Genomic DNA, 19,409 nt, shown 5'->3' on the forward strand with positions numbered 1-19,409 from the left:
ACATGAGAAGGAAAATTACCGAGTACATTGATTTGGATTTAGATAAAGAGGTTTGGGTGTGCAATAAATGTGATCATGAATTGAATTCGGCAAAAGAGAATTTTAAGTTAGGCTGTCTGATCTATGATCGCGATCCAAGTGAGATTCATCAGCCCCATCTAGAAGGTGAGCACACATTTTCCCCAGATCCGAACTGGGTTCGTTTAGTGGAGTTTTACTGCCCTGGCTGCGGTACTTTAGTGGAAACAGAAATTTTAGCCCCAGGTCACCCAATCACCCATGATATTGAATTAGATATTAATGAAGTAAGGAAGCGCGCTTTAAGTGAAGTTCAAGCAAAAGAGAAACAAGCATATAAAAAGGTGTAGGGGAGGAAAAGACATGTCAGCTAAAATGAGAGCTACAATTGATATTGATATCGGTGGAACGTTTACAGACTGCTTTATACGTTACGGGCAGCAATCAATTATTGCTAAAAGCCCTACAACTGGCTATGACTTGTCGGTAGGTTTTATTAAAGCCATTGAGAATGGGGCCGACTTGCTTGATCTCTCAATTGACGAACTGTTAGAAGATACCGAAGTCATTCGCTATTCCACGACCGTTGCGATGAATAAATTGATCGAGCAAAAAGGTCCGAAGCTTGGATTTATTACGACCGAAGGCTATGAGGATATGCTTTATATCGGAAAAGGAAGTCAATGGGCGGATGGCATCAGCACATTGGAATCTCGCAAAATTGCAGAAGTCGATAAACCTCATCCGTTGATTCCTAGAGAACATGTCGTTGGTGCCAAAGAGAGAATTGATTATACAGGTAAAATTATTCGTCCTTTAGATGAAGAGGATTTTAAAAATAAATTACAGTACTTGGTGGATCAAGGGGTAATGGGATTTGTTGTATCTACCCTATTTTCCTTTAAGAATCCTGCACATGAAAAAAGAATAAAAGAGCTAATAGAGGAAGAATACCCAGAATACTACCTAGGCAACATGCCAGTTGTTCTTTCAAGTGAGGTATTGCCTAAGCGTTATGAATACAGCCGGTCAAACGTAGCGATCTTAAATGCTTATCTTCACCAAGCGATGGCAGAAGAACTGTCCAATATTGGGGATGAGCTGCGTGACATGGGTTATAAAAATTCCTTACTTATGGTCCATAACACAGGAGGAATGGCCGAGGTTTTCCGTACTTCAGCGGTAAATACGTATAATGGCGGACCAGTCGCCGGCATCATTGGCAGCAATGAAATTGGAAAAGTATATGATTATCAAAATATCGTTGTAGCTGATATGGGCGGAACCAGTTTCGATATCGGACTTGTCGTCGATGGGGAAACAAGTATTTATCAATTTAAACCTGTCATTGATCGTTGGCTCGTTGATATGACGATGCTCGAAAGTAAATCGATTGGAACAGGCGGGGGATCGATTGCTTGGATCAATCATGACTTAGGCGGCCGGCTAGAGGTAGGGCCGAAAAGTGCTGGAAGTTTCCCAGGACCTGTCGCCTATGATCAAGGTGGAACAGAGCCAACGGTAACGGATGCGGACCTAATTTTAGGATATTTAAACCCGGATTATTTCCATGGTGGAAATTTATCACTAAATTTAGAAAAGGCAAAGAAAGCGATTGAAGAAAAAATTGCCAAACCTTTAGGTGTTGATGTTTACGAGGCTGCTTATTTAATTAAAAAAGTTTGCGACGGCAATATGGCAAATATCATTCAAAAGGAAACAGCCCTACAAGGAAATGATCCAAAAGACTTTGTCTTATTTGCTCTCGGCGGCGGGGGCCCTGTTCATGGTGCAGGATTCGGTTTCGATGCAGATATTCCGAAGACTGTCATATTACAGCAATCACCAGTATTTTGTGCCTTTTCCTCATCTATGATGGATGTGATGCACATTTATGAACAATCTAAACATATTATTTTGCTTCAGCCGGGAACGAAGGAATTTTTAACAGATTATGAACCTTTTAATACCACCGTTAAGGAGCTGCAGGCCAAGGCAATTCGAGATATTAAAGGTGAGGGCTTCAAGGAAGAAGAGATCCAATATGTGTTGGAGTTAGATATGAAATATGGGGGACAGCTAAATATCAAGCGTACCCAATCGCCATCACTTTTTATTAATAGCCCTAAAGATGTTCAAAATTTATGGGATAGTTTTACAGAAGACTACTCAAATGCGTATAGCCCGATTGCTGTTTATCCTGAAGGCGGGGTTGAAATTGAAAACATTGTCCTAAAGGCAATCGTTCCTCAGGAGAAATATAGTTTTAATAGTAATGAATATGAAGGCGAAAATCCAGTTGGGGCCATTAAAGGTTCGCGTCCAGCCTACTGGCCGGAATTAGGCGGCTTTGTTAAAACACCGGTCTATCAACTAGAAGAGTTGAAAAATGGGAATAGGATTGAAGGACCTGCATTAATTGAATCGCCACATACAACCGTTGTGTTACCGCCAAATGCAGATTATACCGTAGACCAATATTTAAATGGTGTGATTGAAAAGAAAATGGTTGAGGGGGTACTCGCATGATCGATTTCGAAATTAATGAACGAATTCATCCAGAGCCTATAGATGACTTCGAAAAAAACTGTTTAGAAACGTTAAAGTTCGGAGAATACGAGATTTATAGTGAAAAATTGAATCAGCTCGTGCTAGAGGCAAAAGAAGTCCTTACGAAAATTGGGATTTCCAGCATGCTGCACTCCGGCGATATCATTGTGGGATTGTATACAGCGAAGGGTGACCTTGTTGCTGCCTATTGTGGAGTTTACTTACATGCCGTTACCACGCAGATCGCCATTAAATATATATTAAAGCATTACAAAGATGATCCTACCATTGGGGTAAAAGAAGGTGATATCTTTTATGCAAACGAAGCCTTGTATGGCGGTGTTCATAATCCTGACCAAGTGGCCGTTATGCCAATTTTCCATAATGGGGAGCTAATTGCTTGGTCAGCCGCCGCGGTGCATCAGCCTGAGACAGGGGCGATTGAGCCTGGAGGAATGCCTGTAACTGCCAAATCCCGCTCCGATGAAGGGATGAAACTTCCACCTATTAAAATTGGTGAAAACTATGTGATTCGAAATGACATGTTAAACATGATGGCAAACATGGTCTCGAGGGCGCCGCGTATGCAAATCGTTGATACAAAAGCCCGCGTGGCAGCCTGTGATCGTCTGCGTGTCAGAGTCCAACAGCTGATCGAGAAAAAAGGGGTAGAACTTGTTGTTGGTGTGATGAGAAAAATGCTGATAGTAGCAGAAGAAGGGGCAAGGAACCGGATCGCCAGCTGGCAGGATGGTGTTTACCGTTCCGTATCCTTTATGGATACGATCGGTGTTACTGATTCCATCCTTCGGTGTGTCCTTACTTTAACAAAGAAAGGTGACACACTTACCTTTGATTTTACGGGTTCTTCACCTGAAAATGATGGTTCGTTTAATAGCTTTTTACACATTGTCCGTGCCCATATTGCGATCTACTTGTTCGGGGTCCCATTTGCGGATCTTCCAACATCGTCCGGTATTTTCTCACCAATCAAGGTCATTGTTCCACAAGGGACATTTTTAAATGCAAATGTCGACGCTTCGGTAGCCAACTCACCGGTTACCAACAGCTGTACATTATCAACCGTTTCAAATGCAATGTCTAAATTATTTTATGCAAGTGGTGTTAAGGAATTAACAACTGCTGGGTATGGTGTCGGAGGCTGTGCAATTGTTATTGCAGGACTGAACCAATGGGGTGTTCCTTTTGCTGATATGCTTGCGAATGCTCTCAACAGTGAAGGCGGAGGCGCTCGCAGTAACCGGGATGGCAACAATTCATTTGGGTTTCCTTGGGGCTGGTGGGGGAAAGCGCCAGATGTAGAAGACATGGAAAATGAGCAGCCGCATGTCCATTTATTCTTCAAGCACTGGAAAGATTCTGGCGGCTTTGGGAAATACAGAGGCGGGGCAGGTACAAATGCGGCTTGGGCCGTTCATAAGGTGCCCTATTTAATTTACCAATCGATTATTAAAAATCATAAAGTACCAACAGTTCAGGGACTATTCGGTGGTTATCCGCCTGCATCACATCCCGGAATTAAAATTGTAAAAGCTAATTATTTTGAGAAAATGGCCAATGGTGATAAAGACATTCCAACAAATGTAACAGAACTTATTGAAGACAGAAGTATTGCAGGAGACTATGTTGTCGAACGTGCGATTCGCAGTGCAGCCCCAGTTATGGAAGGAGACATTTTCGTTGGCAACTCATTAGGCGGCGGGGGATATGGCGATGTACTAGACCGTGACCCTCAAAGTGTGATAAAGGATTTAAAAGATGAATTAATCTCCGATTGGGTTGCTGAAAACATTTATAAGGTGGTTTATGATCCAGAAACGTTAACCTTAGACGAAGAGAAAACGAAACAAGTTCGAAAGTCTGAAAAAGTCTCTCGTTTAGCCCGTGGCATGCGTTATGAGGAATTTATGAAGGAATGGTCTACAAAACAGCCGCCTGAGGAAGCATTAACATACTATGGAAAATGGCCTACAGCTGAACCTACACGACAAATTGTTCGTATGTAATCAGTGGTTGATCACATAGGAGGTTCGAAAATGAATCGTAAAGAGCTAGTACAGAAATTATTTAAGGGTCGAGCAGTTCCTCGGCCTCCTTTTATTCCTTTAGTCGGGACCTATCTTACAAAAGTAAGTCAAGTATCTGTCGAGGAGTTATTGAATGATTCAAGTGCCCTGTCTTCGGCCATCGTCAATACCCAGCAATTATTAGAATATGACGCGTTAACGTTACCCATTGACCCGACGCTAGAAGCGGAAGCCTTCGGTGCTTCCGTTCATTGGGAAAGGGGAGAGATGCCTGTCATCAAGGAGCATCTTCCCATGGTGGCAGCCCTTGATGCCTCAGATTTTATTAAGCGGGGGAGAATTCCGATTCTAATGGAGACCGTTGAAAGACTGGTAAAAGTAAATGGACATGACTATCCAGTAATAGCAACCGTTACTGGTCCGCAAACCATTCTTAAAAATTTATATGGGGATGATGTATTCAATCAGAGTCCCGATCGTATTGAAAACCAGATGGATGCAATTACTCAAGGACTTATTCAATTGTGTAAAAGTTTTGGTGACTTAAAGGTGGACGGGATTATTATTAATGAGGATGTTCCACTCAATTTTTCTATAAATGAAGAACTTGGCCGCTGTTATAAACCGATTTTTAATGTCATAAAATTTTATAATATCTTTGGAATCCTTAGAGTCCCATCTTCCATAATGGTACTGAATAATTCTCATTTACCTGATTGCATGATTGCTTCTAAAGCGGAGGTTCTCAACTCTCCGTCTATAAAAACAAAGGGGATAGCATTAGAAGAGTTATTGGGGGAACAAGAAATAAATTTAGCAGAACTTTCTGCAATTTGGAATTCGCATCATAAAAAAAGATTATTCCTTTCTACTAGTCAACCTTTAGATTTAAACCAAAATTTAGCAGATTTACAGAAAAAGGTATCCATAATTTGTGATAGTACGACATGGACATAGTATAAGCAGCACAAATAAAGGGCTGACTAGTAAAATCATTGAAAAATGTATTTACCAGAGTCACCCTTTATTTTTTTTGATGTTCTTAGGCGGTTGGCCAGGGCTTAAGGATTTTTTTCTTGGATTTTTTCGCTTCCTTCATCATTTTAAACTGGATGATCAAGGTGATGATACCAATGATACCAATAAAGGCTAAGCTAATGAAAAAGCCTGGTCTGCTTGTTTTGTGAAAAAGTGTTCCACTGACCGCAATTAAAATAAATAGGGCGCCAATCGAATACATGATTTTTTCCTTCATTTTTAACTCTAAGATTCTTCTAGAGGATGCAAGAATAAAGAGCCAATTATATAGGAGCATTAATCCTGCTGCTGTGGTCACCCACTCATAAATTTGGTCGGGTAATACCAATGCCGATACAATCGAAGCGGTAATGCCCAGCATGGTAATGATTAATGCTGCCAATGGCACCTTTAGTTTTCCTTTTTTTGCAAAGGATGGTGGTGCATCCCCTTCTTCTCCAAGCGTAACAAGGACACTGGTTACGCCATAAAGAGAGGCAGTCATCGTAGAGAAGCCAGCAATAATTAATGTAGCATTAAAAAAATGGGGAACAAAGGCAAGATGATAGCTTTCTAATGCGACAACAAACGTACTTTCCTTTGTGTTAAATTGATTCCACGAGACCATCATTACCGCCAAAGCAATGGACAGTACATAAATAAACATGAGCGTAAACAACATCACTTTCCCTGCTTTAGGGGCTTCCTTTGGATCCTTTAATTTGGTCGCCATTAGTCCTAAGATTTCAATTCCCCCAAAGGCATAGAAGGCAAAAATCACAGATGACCACAAGCCTTTAATACCATGTGGAAAAATTTCTTGTTGACTATTCGGAAACTGAACGGAACGGTCGCCATCGATTACACTAAAAATCGCTAAAAGAGCGATGACAATAAAGATTAAAATGGCCGCCATTTTTAAGAACGCTAGAATATTTTCAAGTTTATTAAGGACCATTACTCCAATTAAAATAACGGCTAATCCCAGAACAGCGTAAATGGTGGTAAAGACCCATAAAGGGATTTTTGGAAACCAGAAACGCGAAAAAATGGATAGTGCCGTCAGTTGGCTGCCCATAATTAACACCTCTGAGGACCAGTAAACCCACCCGCTGCTAAAGCCGGCCCACCTGCCATATGCTTTCTTAGCGTATGACCTAAAGCCACCTTGTAAAGGCTCTTGTGCGGTCATTTTTGAAAGGGCATCATAAACAAAATAGGTACCTAGTGCAGCGATTATAAAGGCAAATAAAATAGATGGCCCTGTCATCTTAATGGCTAACCCGGAGCCGAGAAAAAATCCTGTTCCAATTGTACAGCCCACACCAAATAAAGACAGCTGCCACCACTTCATATTATTTTTTTCTTTTGCACTAGTTTTGGATTTACTCATGGTATTCATTCTCCCTTATATCCATCATGCATCGTGTTAAAAAAGGTTGAGGAGAGGTCCCCAACCTTTATCCTGTTCTAAAAAGAGAAATTGGATGCGTCCTAAATATTGCGTCCAGTAGCACCAGGAGATTTATCCGTATCTTCTTGATTATTATATTCTGCATCATTAAGGCCTGGTTTTTGGTTGTTATTGCCGCCTAAATATACTCCGCTATGTTCCTTCTGGGATTGTCTGAATTTATCAAAGTTTTCATTAACCATATTATTTCCTCATTTCTACTTTGTTTATCATTATTAAGATACTCGCACGATCAATTCTTATTCAAGTTAGAATGGCACACTTGAAAGGATTTTTGATGGAATTAAATTTTCTTTACATAATCAACCACGAAAAAAATGAAAATATAAAGGAACGATAAAAACAGAAACTAACAATGTTGTCATAGATCTAAGCGTAATTTAGAAAGTGCGAAGCGACAGATAGGTTTTTATGAAAGGGGTTATCACATGTTATCAACACAGCAGTTAGCTGAGTTACGGCTAAAATTGTTGCAGGAAAAAAGTGATGTGGAAGAACGTTTAGACCAAAATGATCATTTCGGTTTTGAACGCGGTCATTACCATGAGTCGATGGGGGAGTTATCTAGTTATGATAATCACCCTGCTGATGAAGCAACTGACCTTTATGAACGTGAAAAAGATAATGCCTTGCTTGAACACTATAAATTAGAATTAGGCAATATTAATCGGGCCTTACAAGCAATGGAAAATGGCTCGTATGGAAAATGCGAGGTATGTGGCAAGGAAATTCCGTTAGAACGATTAGAGGCCCTGCCGAATACCACTTACTGTATTAAGCATAGCCCGGATCAGGTTACTTCTCACAATCGTCCAGTTGAAGAGGGTGTCCTAATCCCGCCATTTGGAAAATTTGATATGGACGAAAAGGATGAAAATGTTGCCTTTGATGCGGAGGATTCTTGGCAAGCGGTTGCGGAATGGGGGACATCCGACACACCTTCAGACCTTGCCTTTCCCAAGGATCATTATAATGATGTTTATAATGAGTCAGAGGAATCGATTGGTTATGTTGAGGAGTATGAAAATTTTGTAGGAAATGATATGTATGGTGAAAATATTACGGTCTACCCAAATGCACAGCATGAAAAATATGAAGATGCGCTAGATGAAGCAGGCATTATGACTAGCTTTGGTGATTTACCTGCTTATGAACACGATCCCTATGTGGATGATGATAAATGATGATTAAGAAAAACCGATGGCGCCTGGAGCTGGACATTTCTCAAAGCCAAAATTTATACTTTCTTATCATGTGAAAAAAAGGAAAACAGCTTTCGACTGAGAGCTGTTTTCCTACTTCACTTAACTTTCTTCAAAGCCTTTTTGAGGGATGGGAATATCCTCACCATTTACATCGTCAATGACGGCACCAATTTCACCTTCAGTGAACGTATCGCTCACTTGTTCATGAGAAGTGGCAATGCCTTTGGAAAGGTCATCACTTTCAAGATAATAACTCGGATGATAGAAACTTCCGGCAAGTTCTTTTTTTGGATTGGCTTTTTTATTGGCCATGATGGATTCCTCCCTTAAGTTTGGATGGTACAAAGGTATTTTTTTCTCATTTTAAAAATATTACTCCTATAAAATAAATCTTTGAAAGGTGAGACGTTTGATGAACCCCAAAAATGAATTTCCATCACGAGAAGAATTAGACGAGGCCTTCCACTATCTGCATGACCAAATTAACAGAATCTCTGTTGTGGAAGAGGTAGAGATGATCAAAAAGGAAAAAGGGGCGGACAAAGAATAGAACTGAAAGCAATTCTGTAAATCTTAAAGGTGGTTAAGTATGGAAATGAGGGAAGCACTGGCCAAAAAGGTGGCCTGGATTAGTGTTATTAGCAACATTATCCTTACATTAGGGAAAATATTTATTGGCCTGTATGGGCATAGTGATGCGGTCTTTGCAGATGGAATTCATTCGGCTGCAGATGTGTTTGCCTCCGTTATCGTTCTGCTGGTAATAAAAATTGCCAATAAACCAGCGGACAAGGAACATCCATATGGACACGGAAAGGCAGAGGTAATCGTGTCCGAGATTATCGGAATTCTGTTACTACTTGTAGCCGTTTATGTAGCCTATGAAGGAATCAGTGGTCTTTTTCACGAGGTGGAATCGCCAAGTTTCTTAGCGATGTGGGTAGCTCTTTTTTCTTTTGTTGCCAAGATTATTTTATACCGCAGTTCATTGAAGGTAGCCACGCAAAATAATAGCAAGGCTATAGAAGCGATTGCCTTTGATCATAAAGCAGACATTGTTGCATCCATTGCCGCTGCGATTGGGGTTCTTCTGTCGATTATCGGGGAACGATTCGATATTCCCCTTTTCCTTTATGGTGATAAAGTTGCCAGTATTTTTGTCGCTTATTTAATTTTTAAAATCGCAAAGGAAATGTTAATGGAGGCTTTTGACATTTTACTTGAGCGTAACATTACTACAGAGATCTTACAGGAATACATTTCCATCATACAAGCGTTTCCAGAAGTTAAACGAATTGACCGGATAAGGGCAAGAGAACTGGGGCATTATGTACTCGTTGACTTGCGAATTTCAATCGATCATTTTAAAACCATTAAACAAGGTCATGACCTTGCAAAATTGATTAAACGTGCACTCATTGATAAATATGATAATATCAATGAAGTATTAATACATTTGAACCCCTATTTTCCGGAAGACCAATAATTCATAAAAAAACTCCTTTGTACTTTCAGGCATTTCGGTTTATGATAGGATAGGATATAAAATTGTAAGGGAGTTGATATTTTTGAGTTATTCCATAGACCCAGACCCAAGTAGGCGGGGGGAAGTCAATGTGAACTTTGAATGGATTGAATTGAATACCAAGAATATCAACTCAATAAAAGGATGTTGGCTTCCTCGAACAAAGTGAGTGAGGAGGTTTTGGCATGATAGAAATTTTTAATAGCACCGAGTCAAGGGTTTTAGAAAAAGTGGATGTGGTTACAAAAGGATGCTGGGTGAATATGTACGCCCCAACAGCAGAAGAAATTAACAAGGTGTCAATTGATGCCCAAGTAGATGTTGATATCATCAAAGATGCACTGGACGATGAAGAACGTCCAAGGATTGAACGGGACGATGGCAGCATCTATATTATCGTTGACTTTCCATATATCGTTCATGATGAAACAGGCCTAGCCGTGTATGAAACGATTCCGATTGGCATTATCCTAACAGAGGATAATATTATAACCGTTTCCTTAAAGGATTCACCAATTATCGAGGAATTTCGGAAAAACCGGGTAAAGGAATTTTTTACGTTTAAAAAGACACGCTTCGCACTGCAAATCTTGTTTATGATTTCATCTTATTATCTTCGTTACTTGAAGCAAATTAATAAGAAAACCAATGAAATTGAACGTGAAGTACACCAATCATTGAAAAATAAAGAACTATATGCGTTTCTTGCCTTAGAGAAAAGTTTGGTATATTTTACGACTTCATTAAGATCTAATAAAGTTGTACTCGATAAAATATTACGGTTTAACTATTTGAAAATGTATGAAGAAGACAAAGACTTATTAGAAGACGTGATTATCGAAATCACTCAGGCAATTGAGATGGCGGAAACCTACCGCTCCATTTTGACAGGTATGATGAACGCATTCGCATCCATCATTTCCAATAACTTGAACATTGTAATGAAGTTTTTAACTTCGATCACGATTATTTTATCGTTCCCAACAATGGTAGCGAGCTTTTACGGGATGAATGTCGATATCCCATTCCAGCATGCGACTCATTCCTATGCCATTCCGTTAATTATCTCTGCATTTTTAACTAGTTTAACAGCGTTTATTTTTTGGAAAAAGAAATACTTTTAGATTACCAGCCTTTTATTAGGCTGGTTTTTGTTTTGTTTTTTCGCTTATGATCTAATAAATAAAAAATTTCCCAAGTTAAAATGAGTAATTTTCCCTATTTTATGAACAATCTAAAAAAACAACTATAACAATAACTTCTATTGTTGTAAAATAATGAAAAAAAGAAAGGCGAGCTGGGTGACATTATGGAATTCGGAGCCTTAATCAAATTTTATCGTACACAAAGAGGAATGACACAATCAGAGTTGGCAAAAGGTATCTGCTCTGTGCCACATTTAAGTAAAATCGAAAACAACTCCAAGGAAGCGAACGAGGAAACAATTTCGCTTTTACTAGAGCGCTTGCATATTAGCTGGGAAGAATTAGAAGAGAAAGAAGATCAAATAAAACTATTACTGCAAGAGTTTGTGGAAAAGATTAATTTTCATTTAAAGATAGAAATGGAAGAACTATACTTAAAAATAAAAGAAATAGAGCATCTTATCCCATTCTCAAAATATATTTATATATGGGAATTATACAAGTTTCGATTTTTAGTTTTTAAAGGGTTAGTGGTAGAAGCCGAGTGCCAAAGGGACTTATTATATAAGCAAAAGAAAAATTTTTCCCAACATGAGGATTATTTATTTAGATACTACACTGCTGTATATTTAATGTGGAAGAGTCAATATAAAAATGCCGATGACATACTGGATGCACTTCAAACAGAGAATGGTCATGAAACAACCGATGGGGAATTCCTTTATCATCGTGCCTTAGTAAAGAGTTCGCTCGAGCAATCCGGCTATGCAATCCATTTTGGTAAAATGGCATTGCAAATTTTTATGAATCAGCATAACTTTATTAGAATCCTTCATACCCTTATGCTGCTAGGAATCAATTATACACACTCTAATATTTATGAAGAAGCATTGGGGTGTTTTCAACACCTAATTCGCAATGCGAAAATTTTAAAGGAAGAAAGTTTACTTCCGCAAATTTATCATAATATGGGATATTTGCAGAATAAGATGAATAATAGTAAAGAAGCACTCTATTATTATAAAAAAAGTTTGGCACTCCAACCTAATTTTAATCAACATTATCTGGTCACATTATATACGATTGGAGAACTTCACTATTCACTAGAGTCAAAAGAAAAAGCGAGAGAATGCTTTCAGGAAGTAAACTCTTTGTCTAAAGAACTAGGTGTGAAGAAATATCGATTGTTAGCTGATTTTTATTTATACCATATGGTGTCACCGGAAAAAGCGTTCAAATACTTAGAATCAAAAGTAATCCCCTATTTTGAAGAGACAAACGAACACAATGATGACCTGACCCGATTTTATAAAATGATTGCAGAATATTACAACCAAAAAGGATTGGTTATTGAAGCTGTTAAATATTTATATAAAATTATCTAATATCGGAGGTAATACAATGAAAAAGCTTGTTATGCTGTTGTTTTCACTTTCACTTGTTGTAATGTTCACCTCAACAAAGGACGTTTCAGTTCCAAAGTCGACTCAAGATGTGGTTGCCTATGATTCTCAACCATCTTATCACCCTATTCAGCCGCCAATTGGATGATGGAAAAAATCCCTGACTACTAGGGATTTTTTTGTGCGCTGGAATGTATTACCATATAATCGATAAATGTGATAGGCAGTTAGAAATATTTTGTTAAAAGAAATATTTAAGGGTATTCTAAAGATATGTGTTTATATTTTAGGAGAAGGTTAAGGAGGACAAAATGAAATCATTTGTTGTGGGTTTTCATCAAGAAGATAATGTAGATAGCATGCAAATTCAAAAAATAAATCAAGAGGAGTTTGAAAAAGCGACTGAAGGTGGGACTAGGCACTTATTTGAACTCGATACAAACATTGGGCTTTTTGTATTTTTTGATGCGGCTGACAAAGACGGAAACCTATCCTACATGGTACTGCAATACGAAGAGGATAATGAAGATCCCGCTGCCTGCTATTCCTTCCAGCTGAAGGATTTCTACGAATTCATGGCGTTATTCTTAAACGACATGGATGTTGCTGAGGATGGAGATGAGGAAGAAGAGGAATACGGAGCTATTCATCATCTTGCACACCTTCTGTTTCATATTGTTGAAGAAGGCAAGGACCTTGCGGTATAAGGATACGTCTAGAAATTAACTAAGCGCTGGACCATCACTGGTCTAGTGCTTAGTTTTTAATCTTTAAGTGGTTTTTTGGCCGCTTCAACACGGGTATTGCCCATGAAAAAAATCGTAATTGCTGCTAATGCAATGGGTACTAACGTGAGTAAGAAAGTATGTGTGATCGAATACGACATAGCATGAACAATTTTATCTAAAATAAAATCAGGTATCTTTGCTCGTTCACTTGCTTGGAAGATTTGCCGTGGGTCCCCCATTTGGAAGCTTTGTCCCCCGCCAGCCCCCTGCATCCCCTTGAATGCTTCTTTTAGTTGGTCCGTAAACAAATTGCTTTGGAGCGTACCAAAGATGGTGACCCCAAGTGTCATGCCAAAAGAACGGAGAAATGAGTTCGTGGAGTTGGCCGAGCCTCGATATTGCGGCTCCAAATTGTGCATCGAGGCAGTTGGTAATAAGGAAAACGAAAAACCAACGCCAAAGCCAACCAAAATCATAAATACGGTTAATAATCCGCGAGCTGTATCAACGTTCATGGTGCCGAGGAAATACATACCTATCGCATAGGAAACGATGGATAGAAACATCAAATTTCGATAGGAGGTTTTGGTCAAGAATATCCCGCCAATAGCACTGCCAATCACAGACCCTAACATCATTGGTGTTAAAATCAATCCGGCATTCTTGGCTGTGCCCCCGTAGACCGCTTGAACAAAAATAGGGATGTATACCGTTAAAATAATAAACGTCCCTCCATATAAGAACGATAGGATTTGTGAGGCAGCAAAGAGTCGTCTTTTAAAAAGCCAAAGCGGCAGGATCGGTTCAGATGCCTTGAATTCTGCAACGAAAAAGGCAATAAAAAAGATCAAAAAGCTTGCGAATAGGCTGATGATTAGCACCGAATCCCAATCATATTTTTTGCCGCCTAACTCGAGAGCAAACATTAAGCTGACTACTGAAATGACAAGGGTAATGGCTCCAAGGTAATCAATTTTTTGCTTGGAATGCTGTAAGGATTCATGATAATAGCGAGTAATTAATAGGATGGAAACAATGCCGATGGGTACGTTTACATAAAAAACCCAATGCCAGCTAATATAATCCGTGATATAGGCACCGAGTAACGGACCTAACACGCTGGAGGCTCCAAAAACAGCCCCAAGCAGGCCTGTCATTTTGCCGCGGCTTTCTGGCGGGAAAATATCAAAAACAATCGTAAAGGCAATCGGCATAAGGGCGCCGCCGCCAATTCCTTGAATAGCCCGGAAAATACTTAATTGCACGATACTTTGGGCAATTCCACACAATGCAGAGCCAATAAGGAATACAATTAATCCAAACATGAAAAAACGTTTCCGTCCGTACATATCAGAGAGCTTCCCAAAAATCGGCATCCCGGCCATAAATGCTACCATATAAGTAGAAGTTACCCAAATAAATTTGTCAAAGCCGCCAAGGTCAGAGACAATCGTTCCCATTGCAGTCGCGACAATAGTGTTATCCATTGCCGACATTAAAATGGCTAGCAGCAGCCCGGTGACAACGAACTTAAGAGTATTGTCTTTTTTTATCATAAAATTTCCCCTTAAAATTCTAAAATATAAATACCGGTTAAAAAACGGTAAGCCTCCTTTTCAAAGGAATTGGCAAAATTTATAACAATAAGATAAGGCAATTTTATAAGGGAGGCTATGACCATGTCAACACATACTTAAAATTAGAAAAGCGGAAGCGCCCTGTTCAGCGGCGTATGGCCTGGAGCGCTCCAACTGAGATAAAGGAAACACGAAGAGCCGGAGGCGATTCGATGTTGACTTATCGTAGGGCGGAGAGCGAAGGAAACTAGCCGCTAGGGCGCTGGAGCTAGACAATTCTCGAAGTCAAAACTTATAAATTCTTATATAACAAAAAAGGAGTGCCTCAAAGATGAGTCACTCCTCTAATCGAAACAATCGTCTCGCTTGGATTATGCTTTTAAAACATCATGGTCAACATAACGTTCACCGTTTAGTTCACTAATTACATTAATTGCTACCTTCGCGCCATCTCCAGCAGTAACAATCGTATGTACACTCACACCAGCTACTGTTCCAGCAGCCCAAATTCCTTCAATATTGGTTTTACCAGCCGCATCAACGTCAAGAATGGTTTTTACTCTTGGCTCTGTACCAGGTTTTGTTGCTAAGCCAGCTTTTTCAGCAAGATCTACAAAGAATCCAGTTGCAACGATGACATGTTTTGCATCGTATGCTTGATCATCCGTTTCTACCTTAAAACCATCTTCTGTTTTGGAAATATTTGTAACAGTTGATTGGACGATTTCAGCACCAAACTTACCTGCTTGCTTCTTACCGATTTCAACAAGGTCAGGACCAGAGATTTCGGAAACACCATAATGGTTCTCAACCCACGCCCGTTTTGTTACGGTTTTGTCATTATCAATAACCAATGTTTTCTTGCCTGCTTTCGCTGTAAATAAAGCAGCACTTGCTCCAGCAGGTCCAGCACCAATAATCACAACATCAAACATATACATTCCTCCACTTGTTAAAATATTCTACAAAAAAATCTTAGCTCTTTTAGTAACATTTGTAAAAGAAACTGCTTACACCTCTAATGTTCACCATTTTGTAAAAAATCGAAACATGGAACGTAAAATTATCATGTTTTTATCATTTACTATTAGTAACTAATGGGGTAAAATATCCTAGGTGAAAGCATATAAGATTAGTAGGAATTAAAATACATATCTACTATTCTGTTGTTTAGAACATAAAGTAGAAAAATAGGGGGAAAAACAATGACTCGGAAAAAAGTAAACATCCTTGTTGCCATGGTATTAAGTGCATTACTTGTACTTGCCGGCTGCTCTTCTAATTCCAAGGATAATTCAAGTTCGAAAGATAAGAGTGAAACGACTAATAAACCAGATACATTTATTTATGGTATTGATGGGGATCCAGGAAATGCGGTAAATGTTATCACTACAGGTGACCGTTATGGATTGATGGAGATTAAAGCCCTATATTCTCCATTATATATGTATAACGGAAAAGACAATGTCGAGTACTTCTTAGCTGAAAGCATGACACCATCTGAAGATTTTTTATCGTATACAGCTAAATTAAGAAAAGATGTTAAGTGGCATGATGGTCAGCCCTTTACAGCAGATGATGTTGTATTTACTTATAATGAAATGCTAAAAGAAGAAAATGGCGGTTGGGCTCAAAGTCAGCTTATTTTTAACAATCAACCTGTTAAGGTAGAAAAGGTAGATGATTATACAGTTAAATTTACTTTACCAGAAGTAAGTATGGGTGCATTTGAAGCATTAGGAAACATCTTCATCATGCCAAAACATATTTACGAAGGTGAAACCAATATTGCCAATAGCCCGAAAAACGCTACGCCAGTTGGTACTGGACCATATAAGTTCAAAGAGTATAAAGCTGGAGAAAGTGTTACGTTTGAAAAGAATGACGATTACTTCTTAGGGGCACCGAAGATTTCTAAAGTGGTTTACCGAATCATTATGGATGCCAATACGGCAACATTAGCTTTACAAAAAGGTGAAATTAATGCGTTCGCCATTCAGCCTTCTGAAACAAGTAAATTTAAGGATAGCAAGACTGTTTCCCTTCAGCCTTATGATGAAGGAAGAGTCGGATATTTAGCCTTTAATTTGAGCTCAAAAGCAGTTCAATCAAAAGAAGTTCGCGAGGCCGTTGCCTATGCAATGAATCGTGACGAAATCAATACAGCAAGCTATGTTTCAAGTGAATTTGCGGAACCAGCTTATTCGTTCTTACCTAGAAAAGCTACTTATTATACAGATAATGTAGAAAAGCATAAATTCAATACCAAAAAGTCAAAAGAACTTCTAGCTAGTGCAGGAGCTTCAAATTTGAAATTAAAACTTGCTTTTATTGCAAATAACCCAATTCAGCAAAAGCAGGCTGCAGTTATTCAACAAAACCTAAAAGCTGCAGGCATTAATGTTGAGCTTGTTGGCATGGATGGCACAGCCTTAACTCAAAAGATGCAAAGTGTTCATACAGATTTTGATATGTATCTTGGCGGTTACATTATGGGAATTGACCCTGATACATTTAATTCATTATTTGTGACAAATGGCAATGCCAACTATATGCATTACAGTAATCCAAAAGTTGATGAATTATTTAACCAAGGCCGTGTAGAGAAAGATGATGCAAAGCGTAAAGCGATTTATGAAGAAATTCAAAAACTCATTATCGAAGATGCTGCTTTCTATCCTCTAGTAGAAAACAAACGAATCCTTGCAATCGATTCAAGAATCAAAGGCATCGACGAAGCAGGCTTAGTGCCAGTTTATACGTTTGAAGATATGTCTAAACTGTCTTATTAAAACAAAAGAAGTATGAGTAGATAAAGATAAACAGTTCAGCTGTTTATCTTTATTTATTAATGGAAGAAGAAATTGAGCGGGAAACATAAGGAGTGGTATCCATCTTGTTAAAGTATATGTTTAAAAGGATTTTGCAGGCCATCCCCATGCTCGTCATTATTTCGATCATTTGTTTTGGACTCATTCAACTGGCTCCATATGATGCAGTCGATGCAATGACTACACCGAATATGACGGATAAAACGGTTGAACTAATTAAAGCTAGATACGGTTTAGATCAACCTGCATATATGCAGTATTTTTATTGGGTGAAGGGAATCCTGAACGGTGAATGGGGTTACTCCATTGTGACGCACGAAAGTATTACCAAGGATCTTTCGGCAAGAATTCCAAATACTATTTTATTAGTTTTGCCCGCCTATTTGATAGCTTTAGTTTTGTCCATTATTCTTGGTCTTGTCGCTGGTGCCCGTAAAGGCAAACTGGCAGATAAAATAATTGATGGACTTAGTTCATTTGGGATAGCGATTCCTAGCTTTTGGATGGCTATGATTCTAGTATTTATTTTTGGACACAAACTAGATCTTTTTCCGATTCTTGGAATGTATACGATTGGCAGTGAAGGTTCGTTTGCTGATCTTCTAAGCCATTTTGTCCTGCCATGTACAGTATTAACTCTTTCCTTTATGCCAGAGCTTGTTCGCTATGTTCGATCGTCCACGATCGGGCAGCTTTCAGAAGATTATGTCATGGTCCAACAAGCCTATGGTTCTGCGTCAACTGCTATTCTCTTTAAACATGTTTTACGAAATGTTCTACTTCCGGTTATCACAATTGTGGGAATGAGCTTACCGATGTTGGTCACTGGAGCAGTAGTGACAGAGACTGTTTTTGGCTGGCCAGGAATTGGAACCTATTTTGTGAAGGCCATTCAAGGGTTTGATTACCCAGTTGTTATGGCGATCATGCTGTTATCCTCTAGTCTTGTCATTCTTGGCAATTTAGCCTCGGATATTTTGTACAGCATCGTAGACCCACGAATAAAGGGAATGGGGGAATAAACGTTGGCCGGGGATAAAAATAGAAAAATAACAAAGCTAAAATCAGAACTTAAACGTAACAAAACGGCAACTTTCGCCTTACTATACCTTGTTCTCATTATTTTATTATCCATCTTTGCCTTTTTATCGCCTTTTCCGCCTAACAAGGTGGATGTTTTGAATGTCCTGCAAGGACCAAGTTCAAAGCACTTATTTGGAACAGATGAGCTCGGCCGCGATTATTTAACCAGAGCTTTATATGGGGGACGAGTTTCGTTAACGGTTGGAATTTTAGCCATGCTGATTTCCACCAGTATTGGTGTATTGGTTGGCACTGTAAGTGGATATTTCGGGGGGCGTATTGATAACTTTCTAATGAGAGTGGTCGATATTATTTCTTCGATCCCATGGATGATACTTGTAACAGTAGTAAGTATTTACCTTACTCCTGGTTTAAAAGCTATTATTATAGTAATTGGACTTTTTACATGGATGAGTACGGCAAGAATGGTCCGTGCAGAGACACTGTCAATAAAAGAGAGAGAATATGTCTTATATGCAAAGTCTTCCGGACAATCAATGCGAAAAATTATTTGGAAGCATATTATTCCAGCCGTTATTCCTACGTTTATTGTGGCATCGACTGTTAGTATCGCTAATGCTATTTTAATGGAGTCGGCATTAAGTTTTCTTGGTCTTGGGATACAACAGCCATTATCCTCATGGGGAAGTATGCTTCAGAATGCCCAAGGTAATTTAGGAAATGCCCCGTATATGGCGGTATTGCCTGGACTTCTCATTGTACTAACTGTTTTTTCTTTTAATAAATTGGGTGATATCCTTAGAGCCATCGTCGAACCAAAGACAAGCGGGAAATAAAGAGGAGG

19 protein-coding genes are annotated in these 19,409 nt (G+C 39.0%); 14 read left to right on the forward strand and 5 right to left on the reverse strand.

Annotation, left to right across the window (positions count from 1 at the left end; all coding sequences use genetic code 11):
* The first annotated feature begins 2 nt into the window (after positions 1–2).
* From AC3ANL_RS05645 to AC3ANL_RS05660, 4 genes are read left to right on the forward strand one after another with little or no spacing between them, the layout of a single operon-like run.
* The gene (locus tag AC3ANL_RS05645; protein WP_488328279.1) at positions 3–368 is read left to right on the forward strand and encodes an acetone carboxylase subunit gamma; all 366 of its coding nucleotides are present in this window, start codon (positions 3–5) and stop codon (positions 366–368) included.
* A gap of 13 nt (positions 369–381) precedes the next feature.
* Complete coding sequence (locus AC3ANL_RS05650) at positions 382–2,547, forward strand: hydantoinase/oxoprolinase family protein (protein WP_488328280.1); 2,166 nt, start codon at positions 382–384, stop codon at positions 2,545–2,547.
* Positions 2,544–4,595 (forward strand): hydantoinase B/oxoprolinase family protein, encoded by a 2,052-nt coding sequence (locus tag AC3ANL_RS05655; protein ID WP_488328281.1) that lies wholly within the window; start codon positions 2,544–2,546, stop codon positions 4,593–4,595. The genes AC3ANL_RS05650 and AC3ANL_RS05655 overlap by 4 nt, the downstream gene beginning before the upstream one ends.
* Positions 4,596–4,625: 30 nt before the next feature.
* Positions 4,626–5,573 (forward strand): uroporphyrinogen decarboxylase family protein, encoded by a 948-nt coding sequence (locus AC3ANL_RS05660; protein WP_488328282.1) that lies wholly within the window; start codon positions 4,626–4,628, stop codon positions 5,571–5,573.
* A gap of 85 nt (positions 5,574–5,658) precedes the next feature.
* Here the strand turns inward: AC3ANL_RS05660 and AC3ANL_RS05665 are convergent, their stop codons facing one another.
* Both AC3ANL_RS05665 and AC3ANL_RS05670 read right to left on the reverse strand, forming a co-directional pair.
* On the reverse strand, positions 5,659–7,026 hold the full coding sequence (locus AC3ANL_RS05665) for an amino acid permease (protein WP_488328283.1): 1,368 nt from the start codon (positions 7,024–7,026) through the stop codon (positions 5,659–5,661).
* Positions 7,027–7,127: 101 nt separating this feature from the next.
* On the reverse strand, positions 7,128–7,289 hold the full coding sequence (locus AC3ANL_RS05670; protein ID WP_488328284.1) for a hypothetical protein: 162 nt from the start codon (positions 7,287–7,289) through the stop codon (positions 7,128–7,130).
* 246 nt (positions 7,290–7,535) lie between these two features.
* Here AC3ANL_RS05670 and AC3ANL_RS05675 point away from each other — a divergent pair, with 246 nt between their 5' ends.
* Positions 7,536–8,291: a yteA family sporulation protein gene (locus tag AC3ANL_RS05675; protein WP_488328285.1), complete on the forward strand. Its 756-nt coding sequence runs from the start codon at positions 7,536–7,538 to the stop codon at positions 8,289–8,291.
* 120 nt (positions 8,292–8,411) lie between these two features.
* Here the strand turns inward: AC3ANL_RS05675 and AC3ANL_RS05680 are convergent, their stop codons facing one another.
* The gene (locus tag AC3ANL_RS05680) at positions 8,412–8,624 is read right to left on the reverse strand and encodes a DUF4025 domain-containing protein (protein WP_488328286.1); all 213 of its coding nucleotides are present in this window, start codon (positions 8,622–8,624) and stop codon (positions 8,412–8,414) included.
* 100 nt (positions 8,625–8,724) lie between these two features.
* Between AC3ANL_RS05680 and AC3ANL_RS05685 the strand changes: the two genes are divergently transcribed.
* The 6 genes from AC3ANL_RS05685 (at position 8,725) to AC3ANL_RS05710 (ending at position 13,092) form a co-directional block, all read left to right on the forward strand.
* Positions 8,725–8,862 (forward strand): hypothetical protein, encoded by a 138-nt coding sequence (locus tag AC3ANL_RS05685; protein ID WP_488328287.1) that lies wholly within the window; start codon positions 8,725–8,727, stop codon positions 8,860–8,862.
* A gap of 39 nt (positions 8,863–8,901) precedes the next feature.
* The gene (locus AC3ANL_RS05690; protein ID WP_488328288.1) at positions 8,902–9,798 is read left to right on the forward strand and encodes a cation diffusion facilitator family transporter; all 897 of its coding nucleotides are present in this window, start codon (positions 8,902–8,904) and stop codon (positions 9,796–9,798) included.
* Between the two features lie 224 nt (positions 9,799–10,022).
* Positions 10,023–10,961: a magnesium transporter CorA family protein gene (locus AC3ANL_RS05695; RefSeq protein ID WP_488328289.1), complete on the forward strand. Its 939-nt coding sequence runs from the start codon at positions 10,023–10,025 to the stop codon at positions 10,959–10,961.
* 185 nt (positions 10,962–11,146) lie between these two features.
* Entirely contained in the window at positions 11,147–12,367 is a 1,221-nt protein-coding gene (locus AC3ANL_RS05700) for a helix-turn-helix domain-containing protein (RefSeq protein ID WP_488328290.1), read from the forward strand.
* A gap of 16 nt (positions 12,368–12,383) precedes the next feature.
* A complete protein-coding gene (locus tag AC3ANL_RS05705; RefSeq protein WP_488328291.1) occupies positions 12,384–12,533 on the forward strand; it encodes a hypothetical protein in 150 nt (49 codons plus the stop codon).
* A 163-nt stretch (positions 12,534–12,696) separates the two neighbouring features.
* Positions 12,697–13,092, forward strand: a complete 396-nt coding sequence (locus tag AC3ANL_RS05710) for a cytosolic protein (RefSeq protein WP_488328292.1) — start codon at positions 12,697–12,699, stop codon at positions 13,090–13,092.
* Positions 13,093–13,148: 56 nt separating this feature from the next.
* Here AC3ANL_RS05710 and AC3ANL_RS05715 read toward each other — a convergent pair whose 3' ends face one another.
* Complete coding sequence (locus tag AC3ANL_RS05715) at positions 13,149–14,669, reverse strand: MDR family MFS transporter (RefSeq protein WP_488328293.1); 1,521 nt, start codon at positions 14,667–14,669, stop codon at positions 13,149–13,151.
* Between the two features lie 392 nt (positions 14,670–15,061).
* The gene (locus AC3ANL_RS05720; RefSeq protein WP_488328294.1) at positions 15,062–15,625 is read right to left on the reverse strand and encodes an FAD-dependent oxidoreductase; all 564 of its coding nucleotides are present in this window, start codon (positions 15,623–15,625) and stop codon (positions 15,062–15,064) included.
* A gap of 270 nt (positions 15,626–15,895) precedes the next feature.
* Between AC3ANL_RS05720 and AC3ANL_RS05725 the strand changes: the two genes are divergently transcribed.
* From AC3ANL_RS05725 to AC3ANL_RS05735, 3 genes are all read left to right on the forward strand, one after another.
* Entirely contained in the window at positions 15,896–17,482 is a 1,587-nt protein-coding gene (locus AC3ANL_RS05725; protein WP_488328295.1) for an ABC transporter substrate-binding protein, read from the forward strand.
* Positions 17,483–17,586: 104 nt separating this feature from the next.
* A complete protein-coding gene (locus tag AC3ANL_RS05730) occupies positions 17,587–18,543 on the forward strand; it encodes an ABC transporter permease (protein ID WP_488328296.1) in 957 nt (318 codons plus the stop codon).
* A 3-nt stretch (positions 18,544–18,546) separates the two neighbouring features.
* On the forward strand, positions 18,547–19,401 hold the full coding sequence (locus AC3ANL_RS05735) for an ABC transporter permease (protein WP_488328297.1): 855 nt from the start codon (positions 18,547–18,549) through the stop codon (positions 19,399–19,401).
* Positions 19,402–19,409 lie beyond the last annotated feature (8 nt).

This window comes from Neobacillus sp. DHD-1R (assembly GCF_057747995.1).

What these genes read in the sequence shown, in the direction of transcription:
- AC3ANL_RS05645 (WP_488328279.1), top strand. Translation starts at nt 3, where the DNA reads ATGAGAAGGAAAATTACCGAGTACATTGATTTGGATTTAGATAAAGAG.
- AC3ANL_RS05650 (WP_488328280.1), top strand. Translation starts at nt 382, where the DNA reads ATGTCAGCTAAAATGAGAGCTACAATTGATATTGATATCGGTGGAACG.
- AC3ANL_RS05655 (WP_488328281.1), top strand. Translation starts at nt 2,544, where the DNA reads ATGATCGATTTCGAAATTAATGAACGAATTCATCCAGAGCCTATAGAT.
- AC3ANL_RS05660 (WP_488328282.1), top strand. Translation starts at nt 4,626, where the DNA reads ATGAATCGTAAAGAGCTAGTACAGAAATTATTTAAGGGTCGAGCAGTT.
- AC3ANL_RS05665 (WP_488328283.1), bottom strand. Translation starts at nt 7,026, where the DNA reads ATGAGTAAATCCAAAACTAGTGCAAAAGAAAAAAATAATATGAAGTGG.
- AC3ANL_RS05670 (WP_488328284.1), bottom strand. Translation starts at nt 7,289, where the DNA reads ATGGTTAATGAAAACTTTGATAAATTCAGACAATCCCAGAAGGAACAT.
- AC3ANL_RS05675 (WP_488328285.1), top strand. Translation starts at nt 7,536, where the DNA reads ATGTTATCAACACAGCAGTTAGCTGAGTTACGGCTAAAATTGTTGCAG.
- AC3ANL_RS05680 (WP_488328286.1), bottom strand. Translation starts at nt 8,624, where the DNA reads ATGGCCAATAAAAAAGCCAATCCAAAAAAAGAACTTGCCGGAAGTTTC.
- AC3ANL_RS05685 (WP_488328287.1), top strand. Translation starts at nt 8,725, where the DNA reads ATGAACCCCAAAAATGAATTTCCATCACGAGAAGAATTAGACGAGGCC.
- AC3ANL_RS05690 (WP_488328288.1), top strand. Translation starts at nt 8,902, where the DNA reads ATGGAAATGAGGGAAGCACTGGCCAAAAAGGTGGCCTGGATTAGTGTT.
- AC3ANL_RS05695 (WP_488328289.1), top strand. Translation starts at nt 10,023, where the DNA reads ATGATAGAAATTTTTAATAGCACCGAGTCAAGGGTTTTAGAAAAAGTG.
- AC3ANL_RS05700 (WP_488328290.1), top strand. Translation starts at nt 11,147, where the DNA reads ATGGAATTCGGAGCCTTAATCAAATTTTATCGTACACAAAGAGGAATG.
- AC3ANL_RS05705 (WP_488328291.1), top strand. Translation starts at nt 12,384, where the DNA reads ATGAAAAAGCTTGTTATGCTGTTGTTTTCACTTTCACTTGTTGTAATG.
- AC3ANL_RS05710 (WP_488328292.1), top strand. Translation starts at nt 12,697, where the DNA reads ATGAAATCATTTGTTGTGGGTTTTCATCAAGAAGATAATGTAGATAGC.
- AC3ANL_RS05715 (WP_488328293.1), bottom strand. Translation starts at nt 14,669, where the DNA reads ATGATAAAAAAAGACAATACTCTTAAGTTCGTTGTCACCGGGCTGCTG.
- AC3ANL_RS05720 (WP_488328294.1), bottom strand. Translation starts at nt 15,625, where the DNA reads ATGTTTGATGTTGTGATTATTGGTGCTGGACCTGCTGGAGCAAGTGCT.
- AC3ANL_RS05725 (WP_488328295.1), top strand. Translation starts at nt 15,896, where the DNA reads ATGACTCGGAAAAAAGTAAACATCCTTGTTGCCATGGTATTAAGTGCA.